22 protein-coding genes are annotated in these 22,777 nt (G+C 67.9%); 15 read left to right on the forward strand and 7 right to left on the reverse strand.

The features are described 5' to 3' along the window. The first annotated feature begins 103 nt into the window (after positions 1-103). The 6 genes from RCO38_RS10470 (at position 104) to RCO38_RS10495 (ending at position 5,981) form a co-directional block, all read left to right on the forward strand. Positions 104-1,135, forward strand: coding sequence for an ABC transporter substrate-binding protein (locus tag RCO38_RS10470; RefSeq protein WP_308328256.1), 1,032 nt, complete (start codon positions 104-106; stop codon positions 1,133-1,135). Next, positions 1,135-1,971 carry an ABC transporter ATP-binding protein gene (locus RCO38_RS10475; RefSeq protein WP_308328257.1) on the forward strand — a complete coding sequence of 279 codons (837 nt, stop codon included), beginning with the start codon at positions 1,135-1,137 and terminating at the stop codon, positions 1,969-1,971. Before RCO38_RS10470 ends, RCO38_RS10475 begins: the two co-directional genes overlap by 1 nt. A 10-nt stretch (positions 1,972-1,981) precedes the next feature. Next, a complete protein-coding gene (locus tag RCO38_RS10480; protein ID WP_308328258.1) occupies positions 1,982-2,746 on the forward strand; it encodes an ABC transporter permease in 765 nt (254 codons plus the stop codon). Further along, the gene (locus RCO38_RS10485; protein WP_308328259.1) at positions 2,746-3,219 is read left to right on the forward strand and encodes a nucleoside deaminase; all 474 of its coding nucleotides are present in this window, start codon (positions 2,746-2,748) and stop codon (positions 3,217-3,219) included. The genes RCO38_RS10480 and RCO38_RS10485 overlap by 1 nt, the downstream gene beginning before the upstream one ends. 117 nt (positions 3,220-3,336) lie before the next feature. Then, positions 3,337-4,167: an urease accessory protein UreD gene (locus tag RCO38_RS10490; protein WP_308328260.1), complete on the forward strand. Its 831-nt coding sequence runs from the start codon at positions 3,337-3,339 to the stop codon at positions 4,165-4,167. A 128-nt stretch (positions 4,168-4,295) separates the two neighbouring features. Beyond that, complete coding sequence (locus RCO38_RS10495) at positions 4,296-5,981, forward strand: response regulator (protein ID WP_308328261.1); 1,686 nt, start codon at positions 4,296-4,298, stop codon at positions 5,979-5,981. Here RCO38_RS10495 and urtE read toward each other — a convergent pair. The 5 genes from urtE to urtA all read right to left on the reverse strand — a co-directional run bounded on the left by urtE (position 5,978) and on the right by urtA (position 11,660). Continuing rightward, complete coding sequence (gene urtE, locus RCO38_RS10500) at positions 5,978-6,676, reverse strand: urea ABC transporter ATP-binding subunit UrtE (protein ID WP_308328262.1); 699 nt, start codon at positions 6,674-6,676, stop codon at positions 5,978-5,980. The genes RCO38_RS10495 and urtE overlap by 4 nt on opposite strands. A 10-nt stretch (positions 6,677-6,686) precedes the next feature. Beyond that, positions 6,687-7,562, reverse strand: a complete 876-nt coding sequence (gene urtD / locus RCO38_RS10505) for an urea ABC transporter ATP-binding protein UrtD (RefSeq protein WP_308328263.1) — start codon at positions 7,560-7,562, stop codon at positions 6,687-6,689. Next, positions 7,559-8,668, reverse strand: coding sequence for an urea ABC transporter permease subunit UrtC (urtC, locus tag RCO38_RS10510; RefSeq protein ID WP_308328264.1), 1,110 nt, complete (start codon positions 8,666-8,668; stop codon positions 7,559-7,561). Before urtC ends, urtD begins: the two co-directional genes overlap by 4 nt. Positions 8,669-8,792: 124 nt before the next feature. Then, positions 8,793-10,382, reverse strand: coding sequence for an urea ABC transporter permease subunit UrtB (urtB, locus tag RCO38_RS10515; RefSeq protein ID WP_308328265.1), 1,590 nt, complete (start codon positions 10,380-10,382; stop codon positions 8,793-8,795). A gap of 12 nt (positions 10,383-10,394) precedes the next feature. Further along, the gene (gene urtA, locus RCO38_RS10520) at positions 10,395-11,660 is read right to left on the reverse strand and encodes an urea ABC transporter substrate-binding protein (RefSeq protein ID WP_308328266.1); all 1,266 of its coding nucleotides are present in this window, start codon (positions 11,658-11,660) and stop codon (positions 10,395-10,397) included. A gap of 378 nt (positions 11,661-12,038) precedes the next feature. Between urtA and RCO38_RS10525 the strand changes: the two genes are divergently transcribed. Continuing rightward, complete coding sequence (locus RCO38_RS10525; protein ID WP_308328267.1) at positions 12,039-12,251, forward strand: hypothetical protein; 213 nt, start codon at positions 12,039-12,041, stop codon at positions 12,249-12,251. A 33-nt stretch (positions 12,252-12,284) separates the two neighbouring features. Here RCO38_RS10525 and RCO38_RS10530 read toward each other — a convergent pair whose 3' ends face one another. Beyond that, positions 12,285-13,757: an aldehyde dehydrogenase (NADP(+)) gene (locus tag RCO38_RS10530; protein ID WP_308328268.1), complete on the reverse strand. Its 1,473-nt coding sequence runs from the start codon at positions 13,755-13,757 to the stop codon at positions 12,285-12,287. 2 nt (positions 13,758-13,759) lie between these two features. Then, the gene (locus tag RCO38_RS10535) at positions 13,760-14,527 is read right to left on the reverse strand and encodes a FadR/GntR family transcriptional regulator (protein ID WP_308328269.1); all 768 of its coding nucleotides are present in this window, start codon (positions 14,525-14,527) and stop codon (positions 13,760-13,762) included. Positions 14,528-14,671: 144 nt separating this feature from the next. On the opposite strand from RCO38_RS10535, the gene RCO38_RS10540 reads away from it, so the two are divergent. The 8 genes from RCO38_RS10540 (at position 14,672) to RCO38_RS10575 (ending at position 22,771) form a co-directional block, all read left to right on the forward strand. Beyond that, complete coding sequence (locus RCO38_RS10540) at positions 14,672-15,490, forward strand: NAD-dependent epimerase/dehydratase family protein (protein WP_308328270.1); 819 nt, start codon at positions 14,672-14,674, stop codon at positions 15,488-15,490. Positions 15,491-15,499: 9 nt separating this feature from the next. Next, on the forward strand, positions 15,500-16,405 hold the full coding sequence (locus RCO38_RS10545; protein WP_308328271.1) for an SMP-30/gluconolactonase/LRE family protein: 906 nt from the start codon (positions 15,500-15,502) through the stop codon (positions 16,403-16,405). Positions 16,406-16,466: 61 nt separating this feature from the next. Next, complete coding sequence (locus RCO38_RS10550) at positions 16,467-17,441, forward strand: TRAP transporter substrate-binding protein (RefSeq protein WP_308328272.1); 975 nt, start codon at positions 16,467-16,469, stop codon at positions 17,439-17,441. A gap of 140 nt (positions 17,442-17,581) precedes the next feature. Then, positions 17,582-18,124 carry a TRAP transporter small permease gene (locus tag RCO38_RS10555; protein WP_308328273.1) on the forward strand — a complete coding sequence of 181 codons (543 nt, stop codon included), beginning with the start codon at positions 17,582-17,584 and terminating at the stop codon, positions 18,122-18,124. Then, a complete protein-coding gene (locus RCO38_RS10560) occupies positions 18,124-19,410 on the forward strand; it encodes a TRAP transporter large permease (RefSeq protein WP_308328274.1) in 1,287 nt (428 codons plus the stop codon). The genes RCO38_RS10555 and RCO38_RS10560 overlap by 1 nt, the downstream gene beginning before the upstream one ends. After that, a complete protein-coding gene (locus tag RCO38_RS10565) occupies positions 19,407-20,702 on the forward strand; it encodes a glucarate dehydratase family protein (protein ID WP_308328275.1) in 1,296 nt (431 codons plus the stop codon). The genes RCO38_RS10560 and RCO38_RS10565 overlap by 4 nt, the downstream gene beginning before the upstream one ends. Before the next feature lie 143 nt (positions 20,703-20,845). After that, positions 20,846-21,763 (forward strand): 5-dehydro-4-deoxyglucarate dehydratase, encoded by a 918-nt coding sequence (kdgD, locus tag RCO38_RS10570; protein WP_308328276.1) that lies wholly within the window; start codon positions 20,846-20,848, stop codon positions 21,761-21,763. A gap of 48 nt (positions 21,764-21,811) precedes the next feature. Further along, positions 21,812-22,771, forward strand: coding sequence for a Bug family tripartite tricarboxylate transporter substrate binding protein (locus tag RCO38_RS10575; protein ID WP_308328277.1), 960 nt, complete (start codon positions 21,812-21,814; stop codon positions 22,769-22,771). Positions 22,772-22,777: the final 6 nt, after the last annotated feature.

A 22,777-nucleotide genomic window follows, 5' to 3' on the forward strand; every position in this document is an offset into this window, starting at 1 on the left:
TGTGTTCAATGTGCAGGCTGTCGCCGCGCCTGGCATTGAAATTGCTGACCCGCTCTCAGCCCTTTCCGCATCCCCGCGCGCCACCCCGACGGAGCCTTCCACCATGGACAAACGCCACCTTCTCAAGTTCACCGCGGCCCTGGCCGCCGCTGCCGCCTTCGGCAGCGCCCATGCACAGACCGCCATCAAGTTCCAGCTGGACTGGCGCTTCGAAGGCCCGGCCGCACTGTTCCTGCAATCGGAGGCCAAGGGCTACTACAAGGCCGCCGGCCTGAACGTCACCATCGACGCCGGCAACGGCTCGGGCGGCACCGTCACCCGCGTGGCCTCGGGCACCTACGACATGGGCTTCGCCGACATGGCCGCCCTGATGGAGTTCCACGCCAACAACCCGGACGCACCGAACAAGCCGGTGGCCGTGATGATGGTCTACAACAACACGCCCGCCGCGGTGCTGGCGCTCAAGAAGAGCGGCATCACCAAGCCGGCCGACCTCAACGGCAAGAAGCTCGGCGCACCGGTGTTCGACGCCGGCCGCAAAGGCTTTCCGATCTTCCAGAAGGCCAACAACATCGGCAACGTGGCCTGGACCTCGATGGACCCGCCGCTGCGCGAAACCATGCTGGTGCGCGGCGACATCGACGCCATCACCGGCTTCTCCTTCACCTCGCTGCTCAACCTGGAGGCACGTGGCGTGAAGGCGGAGGACGTGGTCATCCTGCCCTACGCCGAGCATGGCGTGAAGCTCTACGGCAACGTGGTCATCGCCAGCCCCAAGCTCATCAAGGAGAACCCGGCCGCGGTCAAGGCCTTCCTCAGCGCGTTCGCCAAGGGCGCCAAGGAAGTCATGGCCAACCCGGCCGCCACCATCGAAACCGTGAAGGCACGCGACGGCATCATCAACGTCGCGCTTGAAACGCGCCGCCTGCAGCTGGCGGTGGACTCCGTGGTGGCCAGCCCCGACGCGCGCAGGGAAGGCTTCGGCCAGATCGTGCCCGGTCGCATGGCGCTGATGGCCTCGCAGGTCTCCGACGCCTACGGCACCAAGAACCGCGTCGATGTGGCCCAGGTGTGGAACGGTTCCATGCTGCCCCCGGCGGCCGAACTCAACGTGCTGCCCCCGGCCAAGAAGTGATGGCCGGCGCGCCCTCTGCGGCCGACCCGGCCTTCGTCGACTTCGACGGGGTCTGGCTGGCCTACAACGACGACCTGCTGGCGAAGAACGTCTTCGCCGTCGAGGACATCAACCTCAAGGTCCGCCAGGGCGAGTTCATCGCCATCGTCGGCCCTTCGGGCTGCGGCAAGTCGACCTTCATGAAGCTCACGACCGGGCTAAAGATGCCCAGCATGGGCAAGATCACGATCGACGGCCAGCCGGTCACCGGCCCGCTGAAGATCTCGGGCATGGCCTTCCAGGCGCCCAGCCTGCTGCCCTGGCGCACCACGCTGGACAATGTGCTGCTGCCGCTGGAAATCGTGGAGCCGTACCGCAGCCAGTTCAAGGACCGGCGCAGGGAGTACGAGGAGCGCGCGAAGAAGCTGCTGGCCAGCGTGGGCCTGGGCGGCATGGAGAAGAAGTTCCCGTGGGAGCTCTCGGGCGGCATGCAGCAGCGCGCCAGCATCTGCCGCGCGCTGATCCACGAGCCCAAGATGCTGCTGCTGGACGAACCCTTCGGCGCCCTCGATGCGTTCACCCGCGAGGAACTCTGGTGCACGCTGCGCGACCTGTGGGAGGCGCAGCAGTTCAACGTCATCCTGGTCACGCACGACCTGCGCGAGAGCGTCTTCCTGGCCGACACGGTGTACTGCATGAGCAAGAGCCCCGGCCGTTTCGTGGTGCAGCGCGAGATCCCGATTCCGCGCACGCGCGACCTCGAAGTGACCTACACACCCGAGTTCACCGACATCGTGCACGAGCTGCGCGGCCACATTGGAGCCATGCGAAAAGCAGGCGCCACGATCAACCAGTGAAAGCCATCGCATGAACAAGAAACAGATGGAGCGCTGGTCGCCGCTGCTGCTGCTGATCGCGATCATCGTGATCTGGGAAGTGATCTGCAGCGGCTTCAAGGTCTCGGAGTTCATCTTCCCCAGCCCCTCGCGCATCTGGGAACAGACGCTGGAGCACAAGACCACCATCCTCGGTCACGCCTGGCGCACCTTCTGGGTGACCATGGCGGGCTTTGGCATCGCCATCGTGGTGGGTGTGCTGCTGGGCTTCCTGATCGGCAGTTCGCGCCTGGCCTACGCCGCGGTCTATCCGCTGATGACCGCCTTCAACGCCCTGCCCAAGGCGGCCTTCGTGCCGATCCTGGTGGTGTGGTTCGGCATCGGGGCCGGCCCGGCCATCCTCACGGCCTTCCTGATCAGCTTCTTCCCCATCATGGTCAACATCGCCACCGGCCTGGCCACGTTGGAGCCCGAGCTGGAAGACGTGCTGCGCGTGCTCGGCGCCCGGCGCTGGGACGTGCTGATGAAGGTGGGCCTGCCGCGCTCCATGCCGTATTTCTATGGCTCGCTCAAGGTGGCCATCACGCTGGCCTTCGTGGGCACCACGGTGTCCGAGATGACCGCCGCCAACGAAGGCATCGGCTACCTGCTGATCTCGGCCGGCAGCTCGATGCAGATGGGCCTGGCGTTCAGCGGCCTGCTGGTCGTGGGCATCATGGCCATGGTGATGTACGAACTGTTCAGCTTCATCGAGAAGCACACCACCGGCTGGGCGCACCGCGGAAGCCAGGGCTGATGACCGGCGACCAGATCGCGCGCCATCTGCGCCGCGCCAACGACGTGGCGCTGCGCGCCATGCAGATGGGCCGCCACCCCTTCGGCGCGCTGCTGGTCGCGCCCGACGGCGAGACGGTGCTGGCCGAGCAGGGCAACATCGACACCGTGCAGCACGCCGAGGCCACGCTGGCGCGCACGGCCTCGCTCAACTACCCGGCCGGCTTCCTCTGGGGCTGCACCCTGGTGACCACCTTCGAGCCCTGCGCCATGTGCACGGGCACCGCCTACTGGGCGAACATCGGCCGCATCGTCTACGGCGCGAGCGAAGAGGCGCTGCTGGCGCTCACGGGCAACCACGCCGAGAACCCCACCCTGGCCCTGCCCTGCCGCGATGTGATCGCACGCGGTCAGAAGGCCATCGAAGTGATCGGCCCCGTCCCGGCGCTGGAGGCCGAGATGGTGGCGCCGCACCGCGACTTCTGGAAACGATAGAGCGGCTCAGGTGCGACACATCCCGTTCCAGAATGCCGTGGAACCGGCTTCGCCGGGCCACTGGCATGGCCCCCTGGGGGGTGACGCGAAGCGGCGCGGGGGGCTATCCTGATTCGTATGCCCTGGCACGCCCGTCTCTCCCTCGACTACCAACGGCAAGGTGACCGCACCGTCCTGCAGCACTCGCACGACGGCCCGCTGCGCATCTTCAAGAGCCTCTACCCTGAAGGCGACGCGGTCTGCCACAACGTGATCGTGCATCCGCCGGGAGGCCTGGTGGGGGGTGATGTGCTGGACATCGGCGTGCGGGTGGCGGCTGGCGCCCACGGCCTGCTCAGCACCCCGGGCGCCACCCGTTTCTACGCCACCGACGAGGCCTTCGCCACGCAGCAGGTGCGGCTGGAGCTGGACGCCGGCGCCCGGCTGGAGTGGCTGCCGCTGGAGACCATCGCCTTCCCCGGCTGCCGCGCCGAGAACCGCTGGAGCGCGAGCCTGGCCGAGGGCGCCGAGCTGATCGCGTGGGACGTCACCGCGCTGGGCCTGCCCGGTGCGGCACAGCCCTACGAGCGCGGCGAGTTCCTCCAGCGGCTGGAGATTCCCGGCTGCTGGCTGGAGCAGGCGCGCATCGCCGCCGACGACCGGCGCCTGCTGGACTCGCCCCTCGGGCTGGGCGGCCACCGCTGCCTGGGCACCCTGGTGTTCGCCGCCGGCGGCCCGCTGGCGCGCGAGCGGCGCGAGCACCTGCTGGAGCGTGTGCGCGAAGCCCTCGGGCAGGCGCCGGCGGACGTGGTGGCCGGCGCCACCTTCCCCAACGACCGGGTGCTGGCGGTGCGCGCCGTGGCGCCGCTGGTCGAGGCGCTGATGGCCTGCCTGCAGGGCGTCTGGGCGGCCCTGCGCCCGGCGGCCTGGGGCCTGCCGGGCAACCCGCCCCGCATCTGGCGGGTCTGAGCCCTCCTCGAACTGCCCCGGTTTTGCCGCGCTGTTCGGCCGATCAACGGCGCGCGCCCCTGCACAGAATCGGAGCAGGCTCCACCACGACCATCGCCATTCCGTCCGCGCCGCCCGCACCGCCCAACATGTCCACCCCGCTCCACGACGCCAAGGCGCTCGTCATCGACGGCAACCCGCTGTCCCGCTCCATCATCGTGGGGCAGCTGCGGGACGCCGGCGTGGGCACCATCGTGCAGTGCCCCCGGCTGGCGGATGCCCGCACCAAGCTGGAAATGTGGCCCTTCGACGTCGTGATCTGCGAGCAGTACTTCGATCGCGAGGCCTCCACCGGGCAGGAGCTGCTGGACGACCTGCGCCGCAACCAGCTGCTGCCGTTCTACACGGTGTTCGTGATGGTCACCTCCGAATCCTCATACAGCAAGGTGGCCGAGGCGGCGGAGTCGGCCCTCGACGCCTACCTTCTCAAGCCCCACACGGCGGCCGGGCTGGTCGAGCGCATCGTGCAGGCCCGCGACCGCAAGGCCGTGCTCAGGCACATCTTCACCGCCATCGATGAGGAACGCTTCGACGAGGCCGCGCAGATGTGCAAGGCGCACTTCGAGGCGCGCAAGCCCTACTACCTTTATGCAGCGCGCATCGGCGCCGAGCTCATGCTGCGCGGCGGTCACCTGCACGAGGCCGAGCTGCTCTACGAGGCCGTGATCGCGGCCAAAACGCTGCCCTGGGCCAAGCTGGGCGTGGCCCGTGCGCAGGTCGAGGGCGGCTTCCAGCAGCGCGCCGTCACCACGCTGGAAAGCCTGATCGAGACCGACCCCGGCTACACCGACGCCTACGACATCATGGGTCGCGCCCAGTTCGAGCTGGGCAACTTCCAGGCGGCGCTCGCCACCTTCAAGCGCTCCACCATGCTCACGCCCTCGTCGGTCAACCGGCTGCTCAAGCACGGCATGATGGCCTGGTACGCCGGTGAACGCGAAGAGGGTGTCGAGATGCTCGACCGGGCCACCCGCATCGGCCTGGACTCCAAGCTCTACGACCCCCAGGCCCTGGTGCTGCTCGCCTTTGCGCGCCTGGACAACAACGAACACAAGGGCCTGCAGCGCTGCCGCGAACAGATGGAGCGCATCCGCGACCGCCAGGAAGACAATCCGCGCCCGCAGCGGCTGCTGGAAGTGATCGAGGCGCTGATCGCGATCCAGGACTACCAGACCGCGCAGGCACTGGACGACGTTCGTCGCATGGCCAAGACCATCCACCTGCCGACCTTCGACGTGGAGGCGGCCTGCAACCTGCTGGGCCTGATGACGCGCCTGGCGATGCGTTCGATCCAGCTCTACGAGGTGGACGCCGCGGTGGACACCATGGCGCTGCGCTTCTGCACCAGCCGCGCGCTGACCGAGCTGCTGGCCTGCGCGGCGACCGGCCGGCAGGACTTCATCAACCGGGTCCGCAGCGGCCACGCCCACATCCTCAAACAGACCGAGGAGGCCATGTCGCTGAGCCTGCAGGGCGATCCGCAGGCCGCGGTGGTCAAGCTGCTGCAGGACGGCGAGCAGACGCTCAACGCCAAGATCATCGAGTCGGCCCACCTGGTGCTGCAGCGCTACCAGGCGCGCATTCCCGACCACGCCGAACTGCAGCAGAAGGCGCAGGCCATGCGCGAGCGCTACCGCACCACCGACATCCACGCCGGCCTGGGCGAACAGGCCCACACCGGACGGGCCGCGGGCGGCATGTCCCTGCCCTCGGGCTACAGACCGCCACCGAAGAGCGAGGGCCTCTTGGCGAACGTGAACACCGTGGGGGCCTAGATTGCCACCAGCTGGCGGATGTTTTTGTCCTGCATCTCGCTGCCCGGCCCGCTGGCGATCACCTCGCCGCGCTCCATCACCACGTACCGGTCGGCCAGTTCCTCGGCGAAGTCGTAGTACTGCTCCACCAGCACGATGGCCATGTTGCCGCGGTCGGCCAGCATGCGGATCACCTTGCCGATGTCCTTGATGATGTTGGGCTGGATGCCTTCGGTGGGCTCGTCCAGGACCAGCAGCTTGGGCCCCGCCGCCAGCGCGCGGGCGATCGCCAGCTGCTGCTGCTGCCCGCCCGAAAGGTCGCCGCCGCGCCGGCCCAGCATCTGTTTAAGCACCGGAAACAGCTCGAACAGCTCGGCCGGAATCGGCGTGCCGCCGGGCTTGTAGGCCAGGCCCATCTGCAGGTTCTCCTGCACCGTGAGGCGGGCGAAGATCTCGCGGCCCTGCGGCACGAAACCGATGCCGGCCCGGGCCCGCTCGTAGGGCGTGGCCTTGTCGATGGCTTTTCCGTCGAAGGTGATGCTGCCGTTCTTGATGGGCACCAACCCCATGAGCGACTTGAGCAGCGTGGTCTTGCCCACGCCGTTGCGGCCCAGCACCACCGTCACCTGGCCCAGCTCGGCCGTGAGGCCGACGTTGCGCAGGATGTGGCTGCCGCCGTAGTACTGGTTGACGTCCTTGACTTCCAGGAGGCTCATCGTGTTTCCTTCATCGGCCCAGGTACACCTCGATGACCCGCTCGTCGGCCTGCACTTCGTCGAGCGTGCCTTCGGCCAGCACAGAACCGTCGCACAGCACGGTGACCTTCTCCGAGATCGCGCGGATGAAGCTCATGTCGTGCTCCACCACCATCAGCGAGTGCTTGCCCTTGAGCGAGAGGAACAGCTCGGCGGTGCGCGCCGTCTCCTCGTCGGTCATGCCGGCCACCGGCTCGTCCAGCAGCAGCAGCTTGGGGTCCTGCATCAGCAGCATGCCGATCTCCAGCCACTGCTTCTGCCCGTGGCTGAGCAGACCGGCGGGGCGGCGGGCGCTGTCGGCCAGGTGGATGGTGCTCAGCACCTCGGCCAGCCGGTCCTTTTCTTCTCCTGTGAGCGAGAACACCATGCTGTGGCCCACGCGCTTGTCGGTGGCCAGTGCCAGCTCCAGGTTCTCGAACACCGAGAGCTGCTCGAACACCGTGGGCTTCTGGAACTTGCGGCCGATGCCCAGCGCGGCGATCTCGGGCTCGCGGTAGCGCAGCAGGTCGATGGTGCTGCCGAAGAACACCGTGCCGCTGTCGGGCCGGGTCTTGCCGGTGATGATGTCCATCATCGTGGTCTTGCCGGCCCCGTTGGGGCCGATGATGCAGCGCAGCTCGCCGGGCGCGATGTCCAGGTTCAGGCCATTGATGGCCTTGAAGCCGTCGAAGGAGACGTGCACGTCTTCGAGGTAGAGGATGCGGCCGTGCGTGGTGTCGACCTCGCCCGCTCTTGCAACGCGGCCGTAGCCGGCGCTGCGGCCGCCCGATTCGGTCTTGCCGGTCTCGACCAGGGTCTTGGCTTTTTCGTAGCGCTGCGCGCCCGCTTCCATCAGATCCGGCGTCATGCCTTGGCTCCCCGCAGTTTCTTTACCAGCCCCACCACGCCCTGCGGCATCCACAGCGTCACGGCGATGAACAGCACACCGAGGAAGTAGAGCCAGAACTCGGGGAAGGCCACGGTCAGCCAGCTCTTGGCGCCGTTGACGATGAAGGCACCGACGATGGGACCGACCAGGGTGGCGCGGCCGCCGACGGCGGTCCAGACCGCGATCTCGATGCTGGCCGCCGTGCTCATTTCACCCGGGTTGATGATGCCCACCTGCGGCACGTACAGCGCACCGGCGATGCCGCACATCACGGCCGAGATGGTCCAGATGGTGAGCTTGTAGGGCAGCGGGTTGTAGCCGCAGAACATGACCCGGCTCTCGGCGTCGCGGATGGCCTGCAGCACGCGGCCGAACTTGCTCGCCACCAGCCAGCGCGCGAACACATAGAACCCCAGCAGTGTGAGGCCGGTGACGACGAACAGCGTCATGCGCATGCCCTGCGTGGCGATGGGCAGGCCCAGGATGCGCTTGAAGTCGGTGAAACCGTTGTTGCCGCCCATGCCTGTTTCGTTGCGGAAGAACAGCAGCAGCGCGGCGAAGGTCAGGGCCTGCGTGATGATGGAGAAGTACACGCCCTTGATGCGCGAGCGGAAGGCGAAATAGCCGAACACGAAGGCCACCAGGCCCGGCACCAGCACGATCAGCAGCAGCGTGGCGATGAAGCTGTCGCTCAATGCCCAGTGCCAGGGCAGTTCCTTCCAGTCCAGGAAGACCATGAAGTCCGGCAGGTCGCTCTGGTAGTTGCCGTCGCGGCCGATCTGGCGCATCAGGTACATGCCCATGACGTAGCCGCCGAGCGCGAAGAACAGGCCGTGGCCCAGGCTCAGGATGCCGGTGTAGCCCCAGATCAGGTCCATGGCCAGCGCGCAGATGGCGTAGCACATGATCTTGCCCAGCAGGCCGACCATGTAGTCCGACAGGTGGAACACGCTGTCCGCCGGCACCATCAGGTTCAGCACGGGCGCCAGGGCACAGACCACCAGCAGCGCGACCATCACACCGCTGAAGGCACCGCGCGTGAGCAGCGGACCGGGCGCAGGAAGGGAAACAGAAGCAGTGGTCATAGGAACACATCCATGCGAGCGAGGGTCCAGGTCGAGAGTGCCGCGGAACCGGCTCTGCCGGGCCGCTGGCGCTGCCCCTTGAGGGGCGGAGCGGCCACACGCAGTGGGCAAGCGACGGGGGTGGTCATGTTTCGCGACCCTTGAATGCAAAGATGCCCTGCGGACGTTTCTGGATGAAGACGATGATGAAGACCAGCACCGCGATCTTGGCCAGCACGGCGCCGGCCCAGCCTTCGAGGAACTTGTTCAGCAGGCCCAGACCCAGCGCGGCGTAGACCGTGCCGGCGAGCTGGCCGACGCCGCCCAGCACCACCACCATGAAGCTGTCGACGATGTAGCTCTGTCCCAGGTCAGGGCCGACGTTGCCGATCTGGCTCAGCGCACAGCCGGCCAGCCCGGCGATGCCCGAGCCCAGCGCGAAGGCATAGGTGTCGATGCGCGCGGTGTTCACGCCCATGCAGCTGGCAATCGGGCGGTTCTGAGTCACGCCACGCACGAACAGGCCCAGGCGCGTTTTCGAGATCAGCAGGGTCACGCCGATCAGCACGGCGGCCGCGAAGGCGACGATGATGATGCGGTTCCAGGGCAGGGTGAGGTTGCCCAGCAGCGTGACGCTGCCGCTCATCCAGCTCGGGTTTTCCACGCCCACGTTCTGCGCACCGAACAGGCTGCGCACGCCCTGCATCAGCACCAGGCTGATGCCCCAGGTGGCCAGCAGGGTTTCCAGCGGCCGACCGTAGAGGAAACGGATCACGCTGCGTTCCATGGCCGCGCCCACCAGGGCTGAGGCGATGAAGGCCACCGGCATGGCGGCCAGCAGGTACCAGTCGAAGAAGTCGGGCAGCGCGCTCTTGAAGAAGGCCTGCACCAGCCAGGTGGCGTAGGCGCCGATCATGATCAGCTCGCCGTGCGCCATGTTGATCACGCCCATCAGGCCATAGGTGATCGCCAGGCCCAGCGCGGCCAGCAGCAGGATGCTGCCCAGGCTGATGCCGGTGAAGGCCTGCGAGAGGCCGCTGCTGATCGCCAGCGAGCGGTCGAGCGCGGAGATTGCGGCGCTCAGCGCGGCCTTCACCGACGCGCTGTCCTCCGCTTCCAGCCGGGCCGCGAGCAAGGGCTTGAGTGCGGGGTCGCCCATGCCGCCCAGTGCCTGCGCGGCGGCCAGGCGCTGCGCCTCGTCGTCGCTGGCCAGCTGCATGGCGGCGCGCGCCCGCTCAAGTGAGGCGCGGGCCTCGGCGTCGAGCGCGGTATTGGCCAGCGCCTTGTCCACCAGGGGCAGCTGCGCGGCATCGGGTTCGTCGAAAGCACTTTTCTGCAGCATGGCGGCGGCGGCCTGCTGGGCCTGCACGTCGCTGCCGAACAGGTCGCGCACCGACAGCGCGGCTTCCAGTGCGCTGCGCAGCCGGTTGTTGACCATGGAGTCCTCGGCGTCGTCGGCCGGGGTGACCGCCGCACCGGTCACGGCATCGGTCGCACTGCCGTCGTCGGCGATCAGCAGCACCTGCTCGCCCTGCACCTTGACGGCGCCGTTGCCCAGCGCCTGCAGCAGCGCGAGCGTGCGCTCGTCGGGTGCGGCCGCCAGCCGGTTGATGGCGGCGATGCGGTCGTCGCTGTCGCCCGCGGCCAGCGCCAGGGCGTCGGCCGGGGTGAGGGCATGTGCACTGGCTGCGCCGATCAGGCACAACAACACAAGAAGGGAACGCAGCCAGCGCATCAGGACCCCCGCTTACTTCTTCTCAGGGACGTTCTTCTTGCCCTTGTTCTCGGCGATGTAGTCGCTCCACGGATCGGCCACGACCGGACCCGGGGTCTTCCACACCACGTTGAACTGGCCGTCGGCCTTCACTTCACCGATGAACACCGGCTTGTGCAGGTGGTGGTTTTCCTTGTCCATGGTGGAGGTGAAACCGCCGGGTGCCTTGAAGGTCTGGCCGGCCATGGCGGCGATGACCTTGTCGGTGTCCGTGGACTTGGCCTTCTCGACGGCCTGGGCCCACATGTTGATGCCGATGTAGGTGGCTTCCATCGGGTCGTTGGTCAGCGGCTTGTCCTTGTGGCCGGCGATGTTCTTGGCCTTGGCGTAGGCGGCCCACTTCTTGGTGAACTCGGCGTTGGCCGGGTTCTTCACGCTCATGAAGTAGTTCCAGGCGGCCAGGTGGCCCACCAGCGGCTTGGTGTCGACGCCGCGCAGCTCTTCCTCACCCACCGAGAAGGCCACCACCGGCACGTCCTTGGCCGACAGGCCGGCGTTGCCCAGCTCCTTGTAGAACGGCACGTTGGAGTCGCCGTTGATGGTGGAGACCACGGCCGTCTTCTTGCCGGCGGAAGCGAACTTCTTGATGTTGGCAATGATGGTCTGGTAGTCCGAGTGGCCGAAGGGGGTGTACTCCTCCATGATGTCGGCGTCGGCGACACCCTTGGACTTCAGGAAGGCGCGCAGGATCTTGTTGGTGGTGCGCGGGTAGACGTAGTCGGTGCCCAGCAGCACCCAGCGCTTGGCGCTGCCGCCGTCCTTGCTCATCAGGTATTCCACCGCTGGAATCGCCTGCTGGTTGGGCGCGGCGCCGGTGTAGAACACGTTCTTGGACAGCTCTTCACCCTCGTACTGCACCGGATAGAACAGCAGGCTGTTCTTCTCTTCGAACACCGGCAGCACCGACTTGCGGCTCACCGAGGTCCAGCAGCCGAACACGGCGGCCACCTTGTCCTGGTCGATCAGCTGCTTGGCCTTTTCGGCGAACAGCGGCCAGTTGGAGGCCGGGTCGACCACCACGGGCTCGAGCTTCTTGCCCAGCACGCCGCCCTTGGCATTGATCTCGTCGATGGTCATCAGGGCCACGTCCTTGAGGACGGTTTCCGAGATGGCCATCGTGCCCGAGAGGCTGTGCAGCACGCCGACCTTGATGGTGTCGGCGGCGTGGGCGGTGAGGCCGAAGGCGCCCAGGGCGGTCGCGACCGTCAGGGCTTTCAGGGTGAATCGACGTTGCATCATGGCGCTTCTCCAGGGTTCTAAAACATCCGTTGGGGGGTTCGACTTTCACCACCGCATCGCCTGTGGCAGGCTCAGCGATGGGGTCGGACGGATGCTAGGGAAGCCCCTGTGAAGCGTCTGTACGCCGGGTGGCGTACGAAGGACGTACACCACTGGGTTCCGGGGACCGGGCCGACCCGTGGTTCCTTGTCGTAGGAGCGGCAGGCTGCGCAAGAACGAAGGAAAAGCCGGCATTCGGTGGCGCTTTCCATGGCTTGGCTGGGCGCGCAGACGCCCAGAATTCACCGGTGCCTTGACCGGGCGACGGAAGGCAAACGGGGCTGGCGCCATGGGCGCGGACCCCGGACCCAGGGTGGCCGCCCAGTACAGGAGACCGACATGCCCTCCCCATCAAGCCCCTGCGAACACCGGCTGCTCTTCGCATCGCTGTTCCACCCCGGCCGCGGCGTCGCCGTGCCGTGCGACGCCCAAGGTGAAGTGCACATGGACGAGCTGACCGAGCGTTTGAAGAACGCCTATCTGGGCGCCCGCGCCCTCATGGGACGGGAGTACGCCTACCCCGTGGTGGAGGCGGTGCACTCGCTGCACTGAATCCCGCGGGGCTCAGCCGCGGGGTGGGCGGAGTCAGCAGGGCACGCCGCCGCGCGCCAGCAGCCAGGCGGGTGCGTCCTGCAGGCACACCGGACGCAGGAAGCGCTCCAGCGCCGCGTCGCCGACCGAGGTGGTCATGGGTGCGGTGCTCGACGGCCAGGGGCCGCCGTGCTGCTGCGCCGCCGTCACGGCCACGCCGGTGGGCACCCCCGCGAACAGCACGCGGCCGGCGATCTGCGTGGCGCTGCGCACGATGGCGCGGTTGTCCGCCGTGTCTTCGTCGGCTCCCCAGACGGTCACCGTCAGACTGCCGCCGACGGCGGCGAGCACGGCGTTCACCTCGGCCAGGCTGGCGCAGCGCACGATCAGGCTGCTGGGGCCGAACACCTCCTCGCGCAACTCGTGGCGCTCGATGAAGCGCTGCGCGCTCACCTGCAGCAGCTGCGGGCCGGGCGCGGGCGCCACACCCTGGCCCTGCAGCAGCGACAGTGCGCCCGCGTCCATGAAACCCTTGATGCCGGCGTCGAAGGCCTTGCGCATGCCCGCGGTCAGCATGGGATGTGGCTGCTGCTTGGCCAGCGCCTGCACCAGCTGCGGGATGAATGCCTCGGTCTCGGGCCCGTCCACCAGCACCAGCAGGCCGGGGTTGGTGCAGAACTGGCCGCAGCCCAGGGTGATGGAGCCGGCCAGCGTGGCCGCCAGCTCGGCGCCTTGGGCGGCCAGCGCGGCGGGCAGTGCGACCAGCGGGTTGATGGAGCCGAGTTCGCCGTAGAACGGGATGGGGCGCGGGCGGGCGTTGGCCTCGGCCTGCAGCGCGGCACCGCCGCGGGTGGAGCCGGTGAAGGCGCCGGCCGCGATCAGCGGGTGGCGGATGAGGCCGACACCGACCTCGACGCCGGCGCCCTGCACCAGGCCGATCAGCCCGGCCGGCAGGCCCTGCGACTTCAGCACGCGCTGGATGATGGCGAACACCTTCTGCGACAGGCCCGGGTGGCCGGGGTGGGCCTTCACCACCACCGGGCAACCGGCGGCCAGCGCCGAGGCGGTGTCGCCACCCAGCACCGAGAAGGCGAACGGGAAATTGCTGGCCGCGAACATGGCCACCGGTCCCAGCGGCATGCGCTGGCGCACCATGGCCGGGTGCCCGGCGGGCGGGCCACCGGCCACGGCCGGGTCGTCCAGCGATTCGAACGGCACGCCGCGCTGCGCGATGTCGGCGAAGCGGCGCAGCTGGAAGGTGGTGCGGTCGAGCTCGCCGTTCAGGCGCACCGGGCCCAGCGCGGTCTCCAGGTCGGCCCAGGCGACCAGCGTCTCGCGCTCCGCCTCCAGGCCGTCGGCCAGCGCGCGCAGCAGGGCCGCACGCTGCTCGCCACTGCTGCGGGCCCAGTCGCCGAACGCGGCGTGGGCCTCGGTGGCGGCGCGGTGGATGTCCTGTTCGGTGGACGCGGTCAGGGCTTTGCCGTGGGCTTCGCCGGTGCGGGCGTTGATGGATTGCAGGGTGCTCATGCTCAGGTTTCGGGTTGGGCGCGGCGCAGACGCTCGCGGCTGTTGGAGAGGTGGGTGCGCATGGCGGCGCGCGCAGCCTCGGGTTCCTGGCGCCGGATGGCGTCCAGGATGTCTTCGTGTTCGCGGTGCACCCGCTCCAGGTAGGCCAGTCGCCCCTCGGGCGCCCGGGCCGCCGTGTTGAGGCGGGTGCGCGGAATGATCATGGTGCCGAGGTAGATCATCAGCTCCGCAAAGTGGCGGTTGCCGGTGGCCCGCGCCACCTCCACGTGGAACTGGAAATCCGAGGGCACGGCGTCGGAGTCGGCGTGGATGGCCACGTTGAACGAGGCCAGCGCGGCCGCCATGGCCGACAGGCTCGCCTCGTTGCGCCGCGTCGCGGCCAGCGCCGCGGCCTCGCTTTCGAGGCTGATGCGCAACTCCAGCAGTTCGACGACATCGGCCACCGTCGCGAAGTCCTCGGGGGCGATGCGAAACGTGGGTTCGGCGGCGCGGGGCACCTGCACGAAGGTGCCGATGCCATGGCGCGTCTCGACCAGGCCGGAGGCCTGCAGCCGAGAGATGGCCTCGCGCACCACGGTGCGGCTGACGTCGAAACGCCCGACCAGCTCCGATTCGCTCGGCAGCTTGAGGCCCGGGACCAGCCGGCCCTCCCGGATGTCCGCCTCCAGCGTGGCCACGATTTCCGACACCAGGCCGCGCGGCCGGCGCGCACGCGCAGCGGCCACCGCCCCGACGGGGCTCTCCTCTCCTAGGGTTTTCACGGGGTCCATGGCTTTTTCCTTGACAGCCTGCGTGGGGATTTTCACAATGGCGCTCACTTGTCTGACAACACACAACTGACATTTGGAGCACGGTTGAACTGTAGCAAAGGCCCGGCGTTCTGTGCAACCGAACCGGAAAACGCGTGAAACACCATGGTAAACCCTAGGAAAACCCACCAACGGATCCTGCTCACCGGCGCCGCCGGCGGCCTGGGCACTGCCCTGCGCACCCGGCTCCGAGCGAACTGCGACGTGCTCAGGTTGTCTGACAAGATAGGCCTGGGCGAGGCGCAGCCGGGCGAAGAGATCGCCCTGGCCGACCTGGCCGATGCGGCGGCGGTGGACGCGGCCGTGGCCGGCTGCGACGCCATCGTGCACCTGGGCGGCATCTCGGTGGAGGCGCCGTTCGAGGCCATCCTGCAGGCCAACATCCTGGGCGTCTACCACCTGTACGAAGCGGCCCGGAAACACGGCGTCAAGCGCGTGGTGTTCGCCAGCTCCAACCATGTCACCGGCTTCTACAGGCAGAGCGAAACCATCACCGCCGACCACCCGGCCCGGCCCGACAGCTACTACGGCGTGAGCAAGGCCTTCGGCGAGGACTTCTCGCGCTTCTACTTCGACCGCTACGGCATCGAGACCGCCTGCGTGCGCATCGGCTCCTCGTTCCCCGAGCCCAAGGACCGCCGCATGCTCGCCACCTGGCTGAGCTTCGACGACCTGCACCGCCTCATCAGCGCCTGCCTGTCCACCCCGGTGCTGGGCCACAGCATCGTGTTCGGCATGTCGGACAACGCGGTCACCTGGTGGGACAACAGCCGCGCGCGCCACATCGGCTACGTGCCGCAGGACAGCTCGGACGTGTTCCGCGACGCCGTGTTCGCGCGCACCCCTGCGCCCGACCTGAACGACCCGGCCGCCCTCTACCAGGGCGGCGGCTTCGTCAAGGCGGACCCCTTCAAGAAGGCCTGAGTGCGCGCCATGAGCGATCAGGCCGAACTGCTGCTGGACGCGCGCAACGGCGTGGGCGAGAGCCCCGTCTGGGACGGCGCGCGCCAGTGCCTGTGGTGGGTGGACATTCCCGGCCAGCGGCTGTGGTGCTGGAGCGTCTCCAGCGGCCGCGCGCTGCACTGGGCCACGCCCGAGCAGACCGGTTGCATCGCACTGGCCGCGGGCAGCGACGCCCTGCCCCATGGCCAGTGGATCGCGGCCATGGAGACCGGCATCGCGCGCCTGACGCCGCAGACCGACGGCACGGTGGACTGCGAGTGGGTCGCCCGCGTGAACCATCCGCAGACCGGCATGCGCTTCAACGACGGCCGCTGCGACCGCCAGGGCCGCCTGCGCGCCGGCACCATGGTGGCCGACATGTCGCTGGCGGCTCCGTCGGGCAGCCTGTACGCGCTCGTAGCGCCCGGCGGGCTGCGGGGTCTGGAAGCCGGCTACATCACGCCCAACGGCATGGCCTTCAGCCCCGACGGCCGCACGATGTACCTGTCGGACTCGCACCCGAACCGCCAGACCGTCTGGGCCTTCGACTACGACACGGACACCGGCACGCCGCACGACCGCCGCGTGTTCATCGACTTCAGGCCCCTGCCCGGCCGCCCCGACGGCGCCGCGGTGGACGCCGACGGCTGCTACTGGATCTGCGGCAACGACGCCGGCCTGGTGCACCGCTTCACGCCCGACGGCAAGCTCGACCGCTCGCTGCCCGTGCCGGTGAAGAAGCCCGCCATGTGCGCCTTCGGCGGCGCCGGGCTCGACACCCTGTTCGTCACGTCCATCCGGCCCGGCGGCGATCTGTCCGATCAGCCGCTGGCCGGTGGCGTCTTTGCACTGCGTCCGGGCGTGAGGGGCCTGGACGAGCCGCGCTGCGTCCTCTGACGCCCTGACGCGCCGGCACGGTTTTCTTCACCTCAACCCAACCACCCCAACGGAGACACTGATGAAACTGCAACGCCGATTCCTCACCAGCCTGGTGCTGGCCGCCCTGCTGCCTCTGGGCGCGCAGGCCCAGACCGTGCTGAAGTCGCACGACACCCACCCCGCCGGCTACCCCACCGTGGTCGCCGTCGAGAACATGGGCAAGAAACTGGAGGCCGCGACACAAGGCCGCATCAAGGTGCAGATGTTCCCCGGCGCCGTGCTGGGCCAGGAAAAGGAAGCCGTGGAGCAGGTGCAGCTGGGCGCCATCCAGATGGCCCGCATCTCGCTGGGCGTGATCGGCCCGGTGGTGCCCGAGGTGGACGTGTTCAACATGCCCTTCGTGTTCCGCGACATCAAGCACATGCGCGCCGTGATCGACGGCCCGGTGGGCGACGAACTGCTGGCCAAGGTGACGGCCAGCCCGGCGCGTCTGGTGGGCCTGGGCTGGATGGACGGCGGCGCGCGCAGCCTCTACACCAAGAAGCCGGTGCGCAAGCCCGAGGACCTCAAGGGCCAGAAGGTGCGCATGATGGGCAACCCGCTCTTCGTGGACACCATGAACGCCATGGGCGGCAACGGCATCGCCATGGCCTACGGCGAGGTGTTCACCTCGCTGCAGACCGGCGTGATCGACGGCGCCGAGAACAACCCGCCGAGCTACTTCACCGCCAACCACTACAACACCCCGGCCAAGTACTACAGCCAGACCAACCACCTGATCATTCCCGAGATCCTGGTGATGTCCAAGGTGGCCTGGGACAAGCTCAGCCCGGCCGACCAGGCGCTGGTGAAGAAGCTGGCGCGCGAGGCGCAGCTGGAGCAGCGCCAGCTCTGGGACAAGAGCGTGGAGGAGTACACCGCCAAGCTCAAGGCCGCCGGCGTCGAGTTCATCAACATCGACAACAAGCCCTTCTACGACGCCACCGAGCCGGTGCGCCAGAAGTACGGCGCCAAGCATGCCGAGCTGATGAAGCGCATCTCGGCTGTGAACTAAGTCCCCCCCTGCGCCGCTTCGCGGCTTCCCCCCAGGGGGACCACACCTGAGGCCCGGCGGAGCCGGTTCCTCGGTGTGTGCTGGATGGCCGCTCCACCGTTGCTTCTCTTTCTCCCACTCTCCCTCTCTTCGAGGCTCTCATGAGTCATCAACCTTCCAGCGGACACCCTGTCTCGCGCTTCATGGACCTGGTCTACCTCGCCTGCATCTGGGTCGCCGGGGCCTGCATCTTCCTGATGTCGGTCTTCATCCCGTGGGGCATCTTCTCGCGCTACGTGCTGGGCACGGGCTCGCAATGGCCCGAGCCCATCTCCATCCTGCTGATGGTGGTGTTCACCTTTCTGGGCGCGGCCTGCAGCTACCGCGCGGGTGGCCACATCGCCGTGGAGATGCTGACGCAGCGCCTGCCGGCCTCGGTGCAGCGCCCGCTGCGCGGCGTGGTGCACCTGCTGATGCTGGGCGTGTCGCTGTTCATGTTCTGGTACGGCATCCAGCTGTGCGTCGGCACCTGGGGCCAGTCGATCCCCGAGCTGCCCTGGATGCCCGTGGGCTTCACCTACCTGCCGGTACCTCTCGGCGGCGCCGTCACCGCGCTGTTCGTGCTGGAACACATCGTCCTGGGCGACCAGCGCCAGCGCGCCATCGTCACGTTTGACCACGAACCCGCCCAGGGAGCCGCGTGATGGAAGCCTGGGTCCTGCTCGGCAGTTTCTTCGTGCTGATCCTGATCGGCACCCCCGTGGCCTACGCCATGGGCATCGCGGCGCTCATCGGCGCCTGGTGGATCGAGATCCCGCTGGACGCGGTGATGATCGCGATCGCCAACGGCGTCAACAAGTTCTCGCTGCTCGCCATTCCCTTCTTCGTGCTGGCCGGCGCCATCATGGCCGAAGGCGGCATGGCGCGGCGCCTGGTGGCCTTTGCCAACGTGCTGGTGGGCTTCATCCGCGGCGGCCTGTCGCTGGTGAACATCCTGGCCTCCACCTTTTTCGGCGCCATCTCCGGTTCGTCCATGGCCGACACGGCCTCGGTCGGCACCGTGCTGATTCCCGAGATGGAGAAGAAGGGCTACCCGCGCGACTTCGCCACCGCCGTGACCGTCAGCGGTTCGGTGCAGGCCATCCTCATCCCGCCCAGCCACAACGCGGTCATCTACTCGCTGGCCGCGGGTGGCACCGTGTCCATCGCGGCGCTGTTCATCGCCGGTGTGCTGCCGGGCCTGCTGCTGGGGCTCACGCTCTCGGTCATGTGCCTGGCCATGGCGCGCAAGCGCAACTACCCCAAGGGCGAAGTGATCCCGATGAAGCAGGCGCTGAGGATCTGCGCCGACGCGCTCTGGGGCCTGGCCACCATGGTCATCATCCTCGGCGGCATTCTCAGCGGCGTGTTCACCGCCACCGAGTCGGCCTCCATCGCGGTGCTGTGGGCGTTCTTCGTCACGATGTTCGTCTACCGCGACTACAAGTGGAACGAGCTGCCCAAGCTGGTCCACCGCACGGTCAAGACGCTGTCGATCGTGATGATCCTGATCGCCTTCGCAGCGAGCTTCGGCTACATCATGACCCTGATGCAGATCCCGATGAAGATCACCGCGGCACTGACGGCCCTGTCCGACAACCGCTACGTGATCCTGGCGCTGATCAACGGTCTGCTGCTGGTGCTGGGCACGCTGATGGACATGGCACCGCTGATCCTGATCCTCACGCCGATCCTGATGCCGGTGATCCAGAGCATCGGCGTGGACCCGGTGCACTTCGGGATGATCATGATGGTCAACCTGGGCATCGGCCTGCTGACCCCGCCGGTCGGTGGGGTGCTCTTCGTCGGCGCGGCCGTGGCCAAGCTGCCGATGGAACAGGTGGTCAAGGCCCTGCTGCCCTTCTTCGGCGCCCTGCTGCTGGTGCTGGTCGCGGTCACCTACATCCCCGCGCTGTCGCTGTGGCTGCCCGCCGTGCTGGACGTGAAGTGATGACCTCGCACGCCATCCGCCATGTGCGCGTGACGCCCATCGCGTTCCGCGACCCGCCGCTGCTGAACGCGGCCGGCATCCACGAACCCTGGGCGCTGCGCTCGATCATCGAGATCGAGACCGACTCGGGCCTGGTCGGCATCAACGAAAGCTACGGCGACGGGCCCATGCTGGAGGCGCTGGCCAAGGCCGCGCCCGCGCTCACTGGTCTTTCGCCCTGGGCGCTCAACGAGATGGACACCCGCGTGGCCGCGCTGGTGGCGCCCCGGCAGACCGCCGCCTCGGAGTTCCTGGGCCAGCAGGTGTCCCTGGCACCGGGCACCCACGTCTCAAAGACCGTGGCCAAGGTGACCAGCGCCTTCGAGGTGGCGATGATGGACCTGCAGGGCCAGCTGGCGAACGCGCCGGTGGTGGACCTGCTGGGCGGCGCGGCGCGCCCCGCCGTGCCGTTCAGCGCCTACCTGTTCTTCAAGTACGCCGAGCACATTGACAAGCCCTACACGCCCGATCCGTTTGGCGAAGGCCTCACACCCGGTCAGATGGTGGCGCAGGCGCGCCGCATGATCGACCAGTACGGCTTCAAGAGCATCAAGCTCAAGGCCGGCGCGCTGCCGCCGGAGCAGGAAGTGGCCACCCTGCTGGCGCTCGCCCAGGCCTTCCCCGGCGCGCCGCTGCGCATCGACCCCAACGCCAACTGGAGCGTGGCCACCAGCCTGAAGGTGGTTGAGCAGCTGCGCGGCGTGCTGGAGTACTACGAAGACCCGGCCCCGGGACTGGACGGCATGGCCGCCGTGGCCGCCGCCTGCGATGTGCCGCTGGCCACCAACATGGTGGTCACCGACCTGAAGGAATTCCGCCGCAACGCCGAGATGGGCTGCCCGGTGAAGATCGTGCTCAGCGACCACCACTACTGGGGCGGCCTGCGCGCCACGCAGCGACTGGCGCTGATGTGCGAGACCTTCGGCCTGGGCCTGTCCATGCACTCGAATTCGCACCTGGGCATCAGCCTGATGGCCATGACGCACCTGGCCGCGTCGGTGCCGCTGCTGTCCTACGCCTGCGACACCCACTACCCCTGGCAGGACGACGAGGTGGTGCAGGGCGGGCGCCTGCGGTTTGAAGACGGCGGCCTGCGCGTGACCACCACGCCCGGCCTGGGTGTGCAGATCGACCGCGAAGCCCTGGCCCGTCTGCACCAGAACTACCTGGACACGGCCATCCGCCACCGGGACGACCTGGGGCAGATGCGCAAGTACGACCCGTCGTTCACCGGCCACCAGCCGAGGTTCTGACCCGGGGGGTAAGGGGTTTCCACATACGTGCATGGAAGCCCTTGACACCCCCTCCTGCCTTTTCACACAATCTCATCAGTTGTCTGACATCCTACAAGAAGATCACAAAGACCCCTTCATCCACCCACCCAGGCTGAACCACCATGCAATACACCCCCCAAGACCTCAAGCAAGTCATGTCCTCGGGCCTGCTGTCCTTTCCCGTGACGGACTTCGACGCCAATGGCGACTTCAACGCCAAGGGCTACGCCGAGCGCCTGGACTGGCTGGCCCCCTACGGAGCGAGCGCGCTGTTCGCCGCGGGCGGCACGGGTGAGTACTTCTCGCTCTACGGCGAGGAATACGGCCAGATCATCAAGACCGCGGTCGACACCTGCCGCGGCAAGGTGCCCATCATTGCCGGCGCCGGCGGCCCGACCCGCACCGCCATCGCCCACTCGCAGGAAGCCGAGCGCCTGGGCGCCCACGGCATCCTGCTGCTGCCGCACTACCTGACCGAAGCCGGACAGGAGGGCCTGATCGCCCACGTCGAGCAGGTCTGCAGGAGCGTGCAGTTCGGCGTCATCGTCTACAACCGCGACCGCACCAAGTTCACGCCCGAGTCGCTGGCCATCCTGGCCGAGCGCTGCCCCAACCTGATCGGTTTCAAGGACGGCATGGGCAACATCGAACTGATGTCGTCCATCTACATGCGCATGGGCGACCGCTTCGCCTACCTCGGTGGCCTGCCCACGGCCGAGGTCTACGCCGCCGCCTACAAGGCGCTGGGCACCCCGGTGTACTCGTCCGCCGTCTTCAACTTCATCCCGAAGACCGCGATGCAGTTCTACGAAGCCGTGCGCAGCGACGACATGGCCACGCAGCACCGCCTGCTCAAGCAGTTCTTCATGCCCTATCTGAAGATCCGCAACCGCGTCGAAGGCTATGGCGTGAGCATCATCAAGGCAGGTGCCAGGCTCGTGGGCCATGACGCCGGTCCGGTGCGCGCGCCGCTGTCGGATCTCAAACCTGGCGAGATGGACGAGCTCAAGACGCTGATCGACGCGCTGGGCCCGCAGTAACCCCCCCCCCGCGCTTCCATCCATACGCATCTGGAAACACCCATGACCATGAACAAGTCCCTCATCACCCTGCTGCTGGCCGCGGCCACCAGCCTGCCCGCCTTCGCCTGGCCCGACAAGCCCATCACCCTCGTCGTGCCCTTCCCGCCCGGTGGCTCCACCGACATGATCGCCCGCCAGCTCTCCGGCAAGATGGGTGAAAAGCTCGGCGGCAACGCCACCGTGATCGTCGAGAACAAGGCCGGTGCCACGGGCACCATCGGTGCCACCTTCGTGGCCCGCGCACCGGCCGACGGCCACACGCTGCTGGTGGCGTCGCTCGGCCCCTTCGTGATCGCGCCGCACCTGATCAAGGTGCAGTACGACGCGCTCAAGGACCTGGACCCGGTGACTGTGGTCGTGCAGGCGCCCAACGTGCTGGTGGTGCCCGCCGCCTCCGCCCACAAGTCGCTGGCCGACGTGATCGCCTTCCAGAAGGCCAACCCCGGCAAGATGACCTTCGCCTCGTCGGGCAACGGTTCCAGCGACCACCTGACCGCCGAGCTGTTCTGGCAGCAGACCGGCACCAGCGGCGTGCACGTGCCCTACAAGGGCGGCGGTCCGGTGATGAGCGACCTGCTGGGCAACCAGGTGGAGTCGTCGTTCATGAACATCAACACCGCCATGCCGCAGATCAAGGCCGGCAAGCTGCGCGCCCTGGCCATCACCAGCGCCAAGCGCTCGCCGCTGCTGCCCGAGGTGCCCACGCTGGAAGAAGGCGGCGTGAAGGACGCCAACGTGCAGTCCTGGCAGGCCGTGGCTGCGCCCAAGGGCCTGCCCGCCGATGTGAAGAAGCGCGTGCACGAGGCCGTGCTGGCCTCGATCAACGACCCGGCCATCAAGCCCAAGCTGCTGGAGCTGGGTTTCGAGGTGGTGCTGAACACGCCCGAGCAGTTCGCGGCCTTCCAGGCCAGCGAATACGCGCGCTGGCAGAAGCTGATCACCAGCCGCAACATCAAGGCAGATTGAGCACAC

This window comes from Hydrogenophaga pseudoflava (assembly GCF_031020795.1).
GTDB lineage: Bacteria > Pseudomonadota > Gammaproteobacteria > Burkholderiales > Burkholderiaceae_C > Hydrogenophaga > Hydrogenophaga pseudoflava_A.

What these genes read in the sequence shown, in the direction of transcription:
- RCO38_RS10530 (WP_308328268.1), bottom strand. Translation starts at nt 13,757, where the DNA reads ATGAGCACCCTGCAATCCATCAACGCCCGCACCGGCGAAGCCCACGGC.
- urtB (WP_308328265.1), bottom strand. Translation starts at nt 10,382, where the DNA reads ATGCGCTGGCTGCGTTCCCTTCTTGTGTTGTTGTGCCTGATCGGCGCA.
- RCO38_RS10555 (WP_308328273.1), top strand. Translation starts at nt 17,582, where the DNA reads ATGAGTCATCAACCTTCCAGCGGACACCCTGTCTCGCGCTTCATGGAC.
- RCO38_RS10550 (WP_308328272.1), top strand. Translation starts at nt 16,467, where the DNA reads ATGAAACTGCAACGCCGATTCCTCACCAGCCTGGTGCTGGCCGCCCTG.
- RCO38_RS10525 (WP_308328267.1), top strand. Translation starts at nt 12,039, where the DNA reads ATGCCCTCCCCATCAAGCCCCTGCGAACACCGGCTGCTCTTCGCATCG.
- RCO38_RS10540 (WP_308328270.1), top strand. Translation starts at nt 14,672, where the DNA reads ATGGTAAACCCTAGGAAAACCCACCAACGGATCCTGCTCACCGGCGCC.
- RCO38_RS10490 (WP_308328260.1), top strand. Translation starts at nt 3,337, where the DNA reads ATGCCCTGGCACGCCCGTCTCTCCCTCGACTACCAACGGCAAGGTGAC.
- urtA (WP_308328266.1), bottom strand. Translation starts at nt 11,660, where the DNA reads ATGATGCAACGTCGATTCACCCTGAAAGCCCTGACGGTCGCGACCGCC.
- urtC (WP_308328264.1), bottom strand. Translation starts at nt 8,668, where the DNA reads ATGACCACTGCTTCTGTTTCCCTTCCTGCGCCCGGTCCGCTGCTCACG.
- RCO38_RS10545 (WP_308328271.1), top strand. Translation starts at nt 15,500, where the DNA reads ATGAGCGATCAGGCCGAACTGCTGCTGGACGCGCGCAACGGCGTGGGC.
- RCO38_RS10535 (WP_308328269.1), bottom strand. Translation starts at nt 14,527, where the DNA reads ATGGACCCCGTGAAAACCCTAGGAGAGGAGAGCCCCGTCGGGGCGGTG.
- RCO38_RS10560 (WP_308328274.1), top strand. Translation starts at nt 18,124, where the DNA reads ATGGAAGCCTGGGTCCTGCTCGGCAGTTTCTTCGTGCTGATCCTGATC.
- RCO38_RS10480 (WP_308328258.1), top strand. Translation starts at nt 1,982, where the DNA reads ATGAACAAGAAACAGATGGAGCGCTGGTCGCCGCTGCTGCTGCTGATC.
- RCO38_RS10575 (WP_308328277.1), top strand. Translation starts at nt 21,812, where the DNA reads ATGAACAAGTCCCTCATCACCCTGCTGCTGGCCGCGGCCACCAGCCTG.
- RCO38_RS10485 (WP_308328259.1), top strand. Translation starts at nt 2,746, where the DNA reads ATGACCGGCGACCAGATCGCGCGCCATCTGCGCCGCGCCAACGACGTG.
- kdgD (WP_308328276.1), top strand. Translation starts at nt 20,846, where the DNA reads ATGCAATACACCCCCCAAGACCTCAAGCAAGTCATGTCCTCGGGCCTG.
- urtD (WP_308328263.1), bottom strand. Translation starts at nt 7,562, where the DNA reads ATGACGCCGGATCTGATGGAAGCGGGCGCGCAGCGCTACGAAAAAGCC.
- urtE (WP_308328262.1), bottom strand. Translation starts at nt 6,676, where the DNA reads ATGAGCCTCCTGGAAGTCAAGGACGTCAACCAGTACTACGGCGGCAGC.
- RCO38_RS10495 (WP_308328261.1), top strand. Translation starts at nt 4,296, where the DNA reads ATGTCCACCCCGCTCCACGACGCCAAGGCGCTCGTCATCGACGGCAAC.
- RCO38_RS10475 (WP_308328257.1), top strand. Translation starts at nt 1,135, where the DNA reads ATGGCCGGCGCGCCCTCTGCGGCCGACCCGGCCTTCGTCGACTTCGAC.
- RCO38_RS10470 (WP_308328256.1), top strand. Translation starts at nt 104, where the DNA reads ATGGACAAACGCCACCTTCTCAAGTTCACCGCGGCCCTGGCCGCCGCT.